This window comes from Nonomuraea sp. NPDC005983, assembly GCF_040614375.1.
Taxonomy (GTDB): Bacteria; Actinomycetota; Actinomycetes; order Streptosporangiales; family Streptosporangiaceae; genus Nonomuraea.
Window position 1 is genome coordinate 50,499 of sequence record NZ_JBEXUP010000012.1, and the last position, 10,946, is coordinate 61,444.

The window sequence follows — 10,946 nt, forward strand, 5'->3', positions numbered from 1 at the left end:
GGCCCGCCGGGCGGCCCGCCCAAGAGGTCCTCGGCCCTGCAGGGCATCGTGGGCGCCGTCCCGGGCCGCGGTCGGGGCGCGGGACGGCGTCCCAGCTGGGTGGGTCAGGCCTTGAGAGCCGGCTGGGTCAGGCTTTGAGATAGGCGAGCACGGCCAGCACCCGGCGGTGGCCGCTCTCGGAGGGCGGCAGGTCCAGCTTGCTGAAGATGTTCCTGATGTACTTGTTGACCGCGCCGTCGCTGATGACCAGTCGCTCGGCGATACCCGTGTTGGAGTGTCCCTCGGCCATCAGCCCCAGCACTTCCCGTTCGCGAGGCGTCAGCCGGTGAAGTGGGTCGTTCGCGCGGCGCCGTACCAGGAGTTGGGCGATGACCTCGGGGTCGATGACGGTGCCGCCGCCTGCCACCCTGCGCAGGGCGTCGACGAACTCGTTCACCTTCCCGACGCGCTGCTTGAGCAGGTAGCCGACCCCGCCGGCGCCGTCCTGAAGGAGCTCGGCGGCGGAGCTGTCCTCCACGTACGACGACAGCACCAGGACCGGTAGACCCGGCACCCTGGTCCTGGCTTCGACTGCGGCGCGCAGCCCCTCGTCGCGAAAGTCCGGCGGCAGCCGCACGTCGACCAGGAGGGCGTCCGGTGCGTGCGCGGCGAGGGCCCCGAGCAGGTCGGCGGCGTTGTCCACGGCGGCGGCCACCTCGATGTCCTCGCTGGCCAGGAGCATGGCCAGGCCCTCGCGCAGCAGCGCGTCGTCCTCGGCGATCACAACCCGCACGGCAGCTCCACTCTCACCACGGTTGGCCCGCCCGGCGGGCTGATCAGCATCGTACGGCCGCCCAGAGCGGCCACACGCCTGTCGATTCCCGCCAGCCCGCCGCCCGGTCTGGCGCCGGCGCCGCCGCGACCATCGTCCTCGACCTCGACCACCAGGAACTCGGTCTCGGTCCTGAGGCGCACCTGGGCGGAGGTGGCACCGCTGTGTTTGGCGAGGTTGGTCAGCGCCTCGGCGACGGCGAAGTACGCGGCGGTTTCCACCGCGGCCGGCAGCCGCGGGAAGTCGTCGACCGCGATGGCGCAGGAGACGGGAGAGCTCGCGGCCAGCGCCGCGATGGCGCCGTCGAGGCCGCGCTCGGTCAGGACAGGCGGGTGGATGGTCCGCACCACCTTGCGCAGGTTGGTCAGCGCGTCGGAGGCCGCTTCATGCGCGCGTACCGCCAGCCGCTGGGCGGGCTCGGGGGCCTCGGCCAGCGCGCGTTCCAGCATGCCGAGGTTCATGAGCACGGCGACCAGGCGGTTCTGCGTCTCGTCGTGCAGGTCCCGTTCGATGCGTTTGAGCTCCAGTTCGTGCGCCTCCAGCGCGGCGGCGCGGGCGGCGCTCACGGCGGCCAGCTGGGCCTGCTTCGGCGGGCGGAGCAGGACGCGGCTGAGCCGCGCGGTCGCCTTCGCCAGCGGTACCGGCACAAGAAGGCTGAGCAGCGCGTAGCCGAGCCCGATGACGATCCCGCTGAGCGCGGCGGGCCAGGAGTCGATGGAGTAGCCGAGCAGAGATGTGCCCGGCACCGCCTGCCACCACAGCGGCACGGTGAAGGCGTTGACAGCGAACAGCGGCAGGGCCAGCGCGAGATATCCGGCCGCCGTTCCTGCCACTCCGTGCACGAACAGCCAGGCGACGTCGCGATAGGCCGCCGGGTCCGACAGCGCGGTGCGTACTCGCCGCGACAGCGCCCCCTCCAGCGGCTGGTACCGCTCGGGCACTGGGGTGCCGAGCAGCGCGGCGGCCCTGCGCCGCTGCCGGGAGGCCAGCCTGCGCGTCCAGGACGTCAGCGGCGGCACGGCGGCAAGCCCCACGCCGGTCGGGGTGAGCGCGGCGGCTGCCGTGACCGCCGCGAATGTGATCAGCGCGAGCAGCCCCAGGCCCAGGTCGGTGACCAGGTAGCGGGTCGCCCTGCAGGAGGCGAGAAAGCGCGTGCGGACGTCCACGACCGACATTGTGCTGGTTACCGCGGAGTGCTGGTTACCGCGAGGTGCTGGATGACGCGGGCTGCGATGTCAGGGTGGTGCCAGCACCACCCTCGGTTCACCCGTCGATGGGATATCGGCATCTATGCAGCCGAACGTACGTTTTCGTCCGTGATTCAGGTTGAAGAACTACGCAAGACCTACGGCAGGGTGGACGCTCTCGCGGGGGTCACCTGCGAAGTGGGTGCTGGCGAGTTCGTGGCGGTCATGGGACCTTCCGGATCGGGCAAGAGCACGCTGCTGCAGTGCGCCGCAGGGTTGGAGCGGCCGACGTCCGGCAGGGTCAGGTTGGCGGGTGTCGAGGTCGGCGAGCTGGACGAGAGCGGCCTGGCGGCGCTGCGCAGGGAGCGGCTCGGGTTCGTCTTCCAGGCGTACAACCTGCTGCCCGCCCTCGACGTGGCCGACAACATCACCCTGCCGCTGCGGCTGGCGGGGCGGTCCGTTGATCGCCGCCATGCGGCCGAGGCGGCGGCCCGGGTCGGCATGGCCGACCGGCTCACCCACCGCCCGGCCGAGCTGTCCGGCGGGCAGCAGCAGCGGGTGGCCCTGGCCCGTGCGCTGATCACGACCCCCGAGGTGATCTTCGCGGACGAGCCGACCGGCGCGCTCGACACCCGCAGTGCCCGGCAGGTGCTGGAGTTGCTGCGCGAACTGGTCGATCAGAGCGGTCAGACCGTGGTGATGGTGACCCACGACCCGGTGGCCGCCTCCTACGCCCACCGGGTCGTCTTCCTGGCCGACGGCCGCCTGGCCGGGCACCTCGACGCGCCGTCGTCGCACCTGGTTGCCGAGCGCATGACGAAGCTGGGGGACTGGTGATCTGGCAGCTCGTCAAGGCAGACAAAGGCGGCCTGGCCGGATCTTTCATCGCCCTGCTGGCCGCCTCCGCGCTGATCACCGCCTGCGGCGTCATCTTGGCGTCAGGCCTCGGCGGCGGCGTCGCGCCCGAACGCTACGCCGCCGCGCCGATCGTCGTCGGCGGCCTCGACGCTGTGGACGGCAGGCCGCTGCCCGAACGTGCCCCGGTACCGCGCTCCCTGGCCGACAGGATCGCGCGGGTGCCGGGCGTCCGCGCGGCCGTCCCCGATGTCGGCTTCCCCGTGGACGTGGCGGGCGAGGAGTTCGTCGCCGCCCAGGGGCACGGCTGGGCCTCGGCCGCGCTCGCCCCGCTGCGGCTGCGCTCGGGCCGCCCACCTGCCGCCGACGGCGAGGTGGTCGTCTCGGAGACGATCCCCGCCGACGCCAAGATCGGCTCCTACCGCGTGGTGGGCGTGGTCGCGGGCGCCGCCCGACGGCCGCTGGTGTTCTTCACCGAGGGCGAGGCCGCCAGGTTGTACGGCAGGCCGCACCAAGCCGACGCGATCGGCGTCCTGACCTTGCCAGGCGCGCCGGACGCCGACGATCTGGCAGATCGGATCGAACAGGCGCTGTCGGGCCAGCAGGTGCGTGTCGTCACCGGCTCGTCCAGGAGTGGCGTCGAGTTCGGTGACGTCGGGCAGGCTCGCGGCGACCTGCAGGCGATGGCAGGCTCCTTCATCGGCGTGACCATCATGATCACCATGATGGTGGTGACGGGCACGCGTTCGCTGGCCGCGCACCGCAGGCGCCGCCAGACCGCGCTGCTGCGTATCGTCGGCGCCTCGCCTCGCCAGGTGAGCAAGATGTTCGCGCACGAGATGCTGGTGATGGCGCTGATCGCCGGACTGCTGGGCGGCCTGCCCGGCGCGATGTTCGCCAGGCTGCTCCTACAGGCGCTGGCCTGGGCCGGGATGGTCCCCGCCGACTTCGCCGTGTCCTCAGGGCCGATCCCCTACGTGGCCGCGATCGCCGCCTGTGTGCTGATAGGGCAGTTCGCCGCCTGGGCCGTCAGCCGCCGCGAGCTGCGCGTTCCGCCCGCCCGGGCCCTGGCCGAGGCGTCGCTGGAACAGCCGCGCATGAGGCCGGGCGCCGTGGCGGCCGGGACGCTGCTCCTGCTCACCGGAGCGGCAGCGGCGCTGCTGCCGCTCTGGTTGCACGGGATCTTCGGGGTGGCGCTGGCCGCCTCGGGCGGGCTCATCATGATCATCTCGTTGGTGATACTCGGACCGCCGCTGGTCCGCGGCGGCGCCCGTCTGCTGGGGCCGCTGCTGCGCCGCAGGTTCGGTGCCGAAGGGTACTTGGCGGCTGCGAACTCGCTGTCCGGCTCGCGCCGCCTGGCGTCCGCCGTGTCGCCGATGATCCTCGCCATCGGGTTCGCGCTGATCCAACTCGGCACCGCCACGACCGCGGCCGCCGGAGCCGAGCGCGACGTGGCGGCAGGCGTGCTCGCCACGCACGTGCTGCGCGGCGGGCCGTACGGGCTGGATCCGGCGGTGGCCGCCGACGCGCGCACCTGGCCGGGCGTCGAGGCCGTCACCCCGGTGGCCCGTACGGGCGCCCTCGTGGAGACGACCATGCTGGACAGCCCGGAAACGCTGGAGTACCAGGCGCAGGGAATCAGCTCGGCGCGGGCGCTCGACCTGGGTGTCACCGAAGGCAGCCTCGATGCGCTGGGGAAGGGAACGGTGGCGGTCAGCGTCAGCGCCGCAGAGACGCTCGGACTGAAGCTGGACTCCACGATCAGCATCCGGCTCGGCGACGGCACACCCCTGCGCGCCCGCGTGGTGGCCGTCTACCGGCGCGGGCTCGGGTTCGGCGATCTCACCCTGCCACGTGACCTGATCCTGCAACACACCGCGTCTCGCCGGGACGACTCGGTGCTGCTGCGAGTGCGTCCCGGCGCTGACATCTCGGCCATGGTCTCCCGGCATCCAGGCGTGACCCAGAGCGACATGTCCGCCGCCGCGCAGCGCGACCAGGCCGCCGGCCTGCTGACCAGCGTGCTGCCTCTCGTGCTCATCTTCGGATACATCGCCGTGTCCGTCGGCAACTCCCTCGTGCTGTCGGTGAGCGAGCGAGGCAGGGAGTTCGCGCTGCTGCGGCTGGCAGGAGCCACGCGCGGGCAGATCATGCGGATGATGCGCGCCGAGGCGTTGCTGGTCGTGGCGCTCGCCGCCGGGCTGGGCACGCTGGCGGCCGCGCTACCGCTGGCGACGGTGAGCTACGGCCTCACCGGTACGGCGCTGCCGTACGTTCCGCCGTTGATGTACCTGGTGATCGTCGGGGCGACGTCGTTGCTGGGCATGGCGTCGATCCTCATCCCTGCCCGGATCGTCCTGCGTGCTGAGGGGAGGTCGTCATGACCAAGTGGACGTGGATCCTGCTGGTCCTGGCCGTCATCGTCGTCATCAACGTCGCGCTGACGGTGTGAGCTGAGGAGCCCTCTGAGGTCAGGGTCCGCGTCTGGGTGGCCGCTGTGGCACCCCATCCACCATGATGACGATCCGCAACCAAGCGACTGCGTACTGTCGCCGACGAAGGAGCGTGGACACATGGTGCCAAAGCCGAACGTCGAGATCGGGGGAGCGGAGAGCCGTCGTGGTGCGTCCGGCGACGTCGTGGAGGCGGCCATGCACGACCTCCCGCGCCGCGACTGTGGTTACGACGCGTGGCGGTTCGCCGCCGGCCTGCGCGACGAAGGCGGGGAACAGCACCGGCTGATGATCACTTTCCTCGTCCACCGCACCACCAGGCCGGACGGCAGCCCGCTGCTCTCCCACGGCTGCGGCTGGACGCACAGCATGCCCGAGAGCGCGGCGTACCGGGGCCAGACGTGGCGCGATGCCGGCGCGGTGGAGCTGATCTGCCTCGACACTTCCAGAGGGTGGGACCCGTCGGTCGGCGAGGCGGTGCGGGAGGCGTGTTCCGGCGGGCGGTCGATCGCCCCCGACCGCCTGCTGCCCGGCCCGGTCACCCTGGCGGCCGACCGGCTGCACCTCGACTTCGGCGGCGTCGCAGAGATGTCCGCACCGGCCGACGGCGCCTACCACGTCGTCCTGCGCGACGACCACGAGACCTGGGAGCTGCGGCTGAGGGCGCTCAAGCCCGCCGTACGGGAATCGTTGTACCGGGGGGCACCGCTCGGCGTGGACGAGACGCGCTCCACCTTCCTCGTGCCCCGTCTCGCGGCCGACGCCACGTGGACCCGTACGGGGCGTCCGGCGGTCCGGATGACCGGCCTGGCCCTGTACCAGCGGGCCTTCGGCGCCGCCGAGCTGCCGCAGGACGGCACCGCCCCGCAGGTCGACCACGACCGGACATGGGTCGCGCTGCACCTCGACAACGGCTGGGACGTGGTGGCCTGCCATTCCGGCACCGCCGACGTCGCCGGCGGCAAGGTGGCCCGGCGACCCACGTCCGTGGTGCTGGTGGCCCCGGACGGCACCCGGCAGGAGGCGCCGGCGCGCCTCGAACCGGGCGAGTCCTGGACGTCCATGACCACGCTCACCTCCTATCCCACCGTCTGGCGGATCGACGCGCCCCAGGCGGGTCTGTCACTGCGGGTGGCCGCCTGCTTCCCCGAGCAGGAGCGCCACACCATCGTCGGGCTGGGAGCCCTGCTGGAGGCCGCTGCGACCGCCGAAGGAGAGCTGCGGGGCGTGCCGGTGCGCGGAGACGGCCGGCTGGAGGTCCAGCCGGTCAACCGCGTCCTCGACTTCGAACGCCACATGGAGGGACTGCGCGAGGTCACCCACGCCGAGGTCGTGCGCCTGTATCCCGACGTTCCGGAGCACGCCTCCATCACGGTGCTGGCGGGGCTCGCCCCCGGCCCCCGGTGGCCGGTCGACGTCGTCGCCGAGCCGCTGCACCGCTCGCTGGTGAAGCCCGTCCGGCACCTGGCCGACGCCATGGGCAAAGGCTGGCGCAGCTACGCCGCTGTCGCCGCGATGGAGATGCAGGGCGTCGACAGCCGGCCGTACCGGGCACTGACGGCGCTCGCCGAGCTGATGCACACCGCCAGCCTCATCGTCGACGACGTCGAGGACAACGCCCCGATGCGCCGAGGACGGCCCACCGTCCACACGGTGTTCGGCCAGGCCACCGCCATCAACACCGGAACGCACGCCTACCTCGTCTTCGACCAGGTCGTACGCCACCTGCTGCCCGACGACCCGGAGCGGCGGCTCCTCCTCTACCAGGCGTACCTCGACGGCATGCGCCGCAACCACGCCGGCCAGGCACTCGACATCCTCGGCCACCACGACGTCATGGAGGCCGCCGTAGCCACCGGCGACTCCGCCGCCGTGCTCGAGCGAGTGCGCGCCACGCACCGGCTCAAGACCGGCGGAGTGGTACGCGGCCTCGGCGAGTTCGGGGCGATCCTCGCCGGCGCCGACGGTGAGCTGCTGGCCGCGATCAGCTCGTACTTCGAGACCGTGGGGCTGGCGTACCAGATCAGCGACGACGTCGCCGACCTACGCGCCGTGCTGGCCCCTCCCGACGACCCCGGCTCCCGCGTCGCCAAGCTCCCCGGTGAGGACATCCGCGAAGGCAAGGTCACCCACCCTCTGGCGCACGCCGTCACCCTGCTGCCCCGGGCCCGGCTACGGGGAATCTGGGACATCGTCCGCGCGGGAAACGCCGATCCGGCCGCCGCGGCGGAGGTCGCCCAGACCCTGGACGACTGCGGCGCCACCGCGGCCTCCCTGGTGGAAGCCCGCCAGGTCGTCGACCTGGCGTGGCGGCCGCTCCAGGAACTCCTGCCCGTCAACCGCCACACGGTCATGATCCGCGCTCTGGGCTTGTACGCTGCCCAACGCCATCTGGACGAGTGAATCCGCGATCACTGTCGGCCGGGAGGAGGCGTGCCAGAGGGGCGGGCAGCCACCAGTTGCCCGTGCCGAGGATGCGCATCAGCGCGGGGACCAGGGCGAGCCTGATGACGGTCGCGTCCAGGGTGATCGCGGTGGCGACGGCGAGGCCGAGCTGCACCAGGTGGTGGCGGTCGGCGGTGAGCAGCGCGGCGAAGGTGGCGACCATGACGGCGGCGGCCACCGTGATGGGGCGGGCGGTGTGCCGCAGGCCGTCGACGACGGCCGCGGTGTTGTCGCCGTTGGCGTGGTAGTGCTCGCCGATGCGGTGGATGAGGAAGATCTCGTAGTCGATGGACAGGCCGAACACCAGCGTGAAGGCCAGGAGCGGGATCAACGTGTTGACCTGGCTCCCGAACAGGTGTGGCAGGTGGCGGGTGGCCAGGGTCAGCAGGCCGAACGCTGCGCCGACAGCCAGCAGGTTCATCAGCACGGCTTTGATTGGGAGCAGGATGCTGCGGAAGGACACCAGGAGGAAGAGCAGCGAGCAACCCAGCACCAGCAGGATCACCATGCCCAGCTGGGCGGTGGTCTCGTCCATGAGGTCGGAGAAGATCACGGCCGGTCCGGTCACGAAGGCGTGCTGGCCGGGCGGTAGCGTCGCGGGGCCGAGCTGCCCGCTGATCTGCCGCGCCAGCGCCGTGGTGGCGGGTTCGTCGATGTGCGTACGGATGATGACGATGACGACGGTCATGTCCTTGCCGTTGTCGACGGACGTCGTCAGAGCCACCCTGGCGTCGTCTTCGAGAGCGGTGACCAAGGTGGCGGTGTCGACGGGCGGCGCGTCTGCCGGGTGGGGGAGCACCACGGCCAGGGCTGAGGAGATCTGGTCGGCCTCCATGTAGGCCAGACCGCGCCCGAAGTCGGTTTCGGCGACCGAGGCGCGCTCCAGGTCGAAGCCCATCCGCAGACCGGTCACCGGCGCGGCCGCGGCCAGGAGGACCCCGGTGCAGACCAGCGTGTACGCGATGGGGTGGCGCATGAGATGCCACGCCCACCGGCCCCACCCGTCGGCGTCGCCAGAGCGACCCTTGCGGTGAAGGTGGCGCAGGGCCGGCCGCCACGGGCGGGGGCGTGGTGGGCGCCGGTGGGCCAGCCATCGGTCGGCGGCCGCGAGGACGGCGGGGAGCAACGTGACGGCCGCCGCCGCGGCCACCAGCGCCGATAGGCTCACCGCCGCCCCCATGGTGCGGATCATGGAGGTGCGTACCACCAGCAGGGCCGCCGCCGTCAGCGCGACGCCCACGGCGCACCAGGTCGTGGTGCGGCCCGCGGTGCTCACAGCGAGGGCGGCGGCCTGGTACCGGTCGTGCCCGGCAGCTCGGGAGTGGCGGTAACGGAAGAGGGACAGCAGCGCGTAGTCCAGGCCGAGCGCCAGCCCGACAGTGGACGCCACGGCCAGCATGAACGTGTTGGCCGGCGCGCCGAACCGGCTCGCCGCCGCCAGCACGCCGAGGGCGGTCACCGTGACGGTTCCGGCGACGGCCAGAACCGCCAAGGCTGCACCGGCCGACCCGAGCCCGACCAGGAGCACGAGCAGGGACAGGGGAACCGCCAGCAGCTCGGCGCGTTGCAGGTCGGCCAGGTCGGTGTGCTTGGTCTCAGCCAGCAGGGCGCTCTCGCCCACCAGGTGGACGTCGACGCGCGAGCCCGACGCCCGGCTCGCAGCCTCCTTGGCCGCACGGAGCAGCACCGGCAGTGCCGCCTGGCGCGCCCGCTGATCGCCGTTGACGCCCACGATCGCGTACACGTGCCGCCGGTCCTGGCCCGGCACGAGGGGCAGCAGCTGCGCGCCGCCTACCTGGGGCTGCGCCGACACGGCCCGCACGGCGTCGTGGAGTGCACGCTGGTACGGCTCCTCGTCGTCGGACAGCGCGGCGGAGGCGAAGATCAGCATCATCTGCTCGGCGCCCAGTTGCGGGAAGCCCTGCTCCAGCAGCCGTGCCCCCGCGAGCGAGGTGGACCCCTCGACGCGGATGGCAGGTGCGACGGCGCGGTCGACCAGGCCAGGGATCATGAGCGCCGACCCGGCCACGAACGCCAGCCACACGGCGAGGACCGCCCGGTGGCGGCGGGCCGCCAGGTCGCCCAGGCGCCACCAGACGGAACGGCGGACCGTGCCGGTAAGTGGCCCGCCCGCCGACGCGCGTGATGACACCGCCATGGAGCCGCCTCCCGTTGTGCTACAAAGAGTGGTCGCGATATTACCTTCAGTGACAGAGATCCGGAGGACCTGATGATCTGGCAGTCACGTCTCAGCCGTGCCCACGGGCTCGCGATCGGCGCCGCAACCGCGGCCCTCGCGGTCCCGCTCCTGGCGTCCACGGGCACCGCTCAGGCTGCGCCGACGGCCACAGCCCGCGACGAGGCCGTGCTGACCTGCGCCGTGCGCACCGCCCCGAAGAACCCCATCACCTTTACCCCGGCACTGCGCGATGCGGCAGCGCAGCAGGTCAAGGGGCAGGGAGCTTTCCTCCTCGAAAACTGCTCCTCACCCAACGGCACGGTCACCGACATCGCCTCCGGCAGGCTGGAGCTCAGTGGCACGGCCACCGCCAGCTGCCGAAGCGCCGCCGACCTGAGCGCCAACGCCACCGTCACCTGGCGCGACGCCAAGGGCCAGGCAGTGGGCACCTCCAAGCTCACCTCCGCGCACCAGGGCAGCGTCAGCCTCGCCGACAGCCTGCTGCAGGGCGACGTCGTCTCCGGCCGGCTCAAGGGTCGGCACTTCAACGGGAGCGCAACCACCATGACGTCCGACCTGCGGCAGTGCACCGCCCCCTCCGGCTTCACCGAACTGACCGGATCTGGCCAGCTCTCCTTCGCCTGACCGGCGCGCCGCCAGGTTGGCCGCTTCGCGATCGACGTGCCGCGCTTCCCGGCCGCTGGCAGCCGTCGCCGCGGAGCAGGCCGAGGAAGCACGGCGGCCGCGTGCTGAGGCGGAAGCCTGATCGTCCCGTCGCCGTCGCCCCAGGACAAGCCCGTCCCTGACGGGCGGGGCGACGGCGACAGGACGATCGGGTGGCGGGCGGGGCGGAGCCCGGTGAGAGCATGAGGCCGTGTCCGCGGATGATCCCTCGAAGGGCGATGAGCAGCAGAGCCGGCTCCCCTACATCGCCTCGGGAACCCGCCGCGCCGCGGTCACCGGACAGCCCTCGCCCGGGACGTACGGGTCCTTCGGTATTCAGACCTCGGTCTATC

Annotated in this window: 7 protein-coding genes; 4 read left to right on the top strand and 3 right to left on the bottom strand. The window is 72.3% G+C overall.

Annotated elements, in window-relative coordinates; translation table 11 throughout:
• Positions 1-127 precede the first annotated feature (127 nt).
• Positions 128-772 carry a response regulator transcription factor gene (locus ABZ297_RS08610; protein WP_355341536.1) on the bottom strand — a complete coding sequence of 215 codons (645 nt, stop codon included), beginning with the start codon at positions 770-772 and terminating at the stop codon, positions 128-130.
• Entirely contained in the window at positions 760-1,977 is a 1,218-nt protein-coding gene (locus tag ABZ297_RS08615) for a sensor domain-containing protein (RefSeq protein WP_355341539.1), read from the bottom strand. Before ABZ297_RS08615 ends, ABZ297_RS08610 begins: the two co-directional genes overlap by 13 nt.
• 150 nt (positions 1,978-2,127) lie before the next feature.
• On the opposite strand from ABZ297_RS08615, the gene ABZ297_RS08620 reads away from it, so the two are divergent.
• The 3 genes from ABZ297_RS08620 (at position 2,128) to ABZ297_RS08630 (ending at position 7,709) form a co-directional block, all read left to right on the top strand.
• Positions 2,128-2,835, top strand: a complete 708-nt coding sequence (locus tag ABZ297_RS08620) for an ABC transporter ATP-binding protein (protein ID WP_355341542.1) — start codon at positions 2,128-2,130, stop codon at positions 2,833-2,835.
• Entirely contained in the window at positions 2,832-5,237 is a 2,406-nt protein-coding gene (locus tag ABZ297_RS08625; RefSeq protein ID WP_355341545.1) for an ABC transporter permease, read from the top strand. The genes ABZ297_RS08620 and ABZ297_RS08625 overlap by 4 nt, the downstream gene beginning before the upstream one ends.
• Positions 5,238-5,426: 189 nt before the next feature.
• The gene (locus ABZ297_RS08630; protein WP_355341548.1) at positions 5,427-7,709 is read left to right on the top strand and encodes a polyprenyl synthetase family protein; all 2,283 of its coding nucleotides are present in this window, start codon (positions 5,427-5,429) and stop codon (positions 7,707-7,709) included.
• On the opposite strand, the gene ABZ297_RS08635 is transcribed toward ABZ297_RS08630, so the two are convergent.
• Positions 7,657-9,909 carry an MMPL family transporter gene (locus tag ABZ297_RS08635; RefSeq protein ID WP_355341550.1) on the bottom strand — a complete coding sequence of 751 codons (2,253 nt, stop codon included), beginning with the start codon at positions 9,907-9,909 and terminating at the stop codon, positions 7,657-7,659. The two genes, ABZ297_RS08630 and ABZ297_RS08635, sit on opposite strands and share 53 nt — an antisense overlap.
• A 72-nt stretch (positions 9,910-9,981) precedes the next feature.
• On the opposite strand from ABZ297_RS08635, the gene ABZ297_RS08640 reads away from it, so the two are divergent.
• Positions 9,982-10,575, top strand: coding sequence for a hypothetical protein (locus ABZ297_RS08640; RefSeq protein ID WP_355341553.1), 594 nt, complete (start codon positions 9,982-9,984; stop codon positions 10,573-10,575).
• Positions 10,576-10,946: the final 371 nt, after the last annotated feature.

Excerpts from the sequence above, each read along its gene's own strand:
- ABZ297_RS08640 (WP_355341553.1), top strand. The coding sequence starts at position 9,982 with ATGATCTGGCAGTCACGTCTCAGCCGTGCCCACGGGCTCGCGATCGGC.
- ABZ297_RS08630 (WP_355341548.1), top strand. The coding sequence starts at position 5,427 with ATGGTGCCAAAGCCGAACGTCGAGATCGGGGGAGCGGAGAGCCGTCGT.
- ABZ297_RS08635 (WP_355341550.1), bottom strand. The coding sequence starts at position 9,909 with ATGGCGGTGTCATCACGCGCGTCGGCGGGCGGGCCACTTACCGGCACG.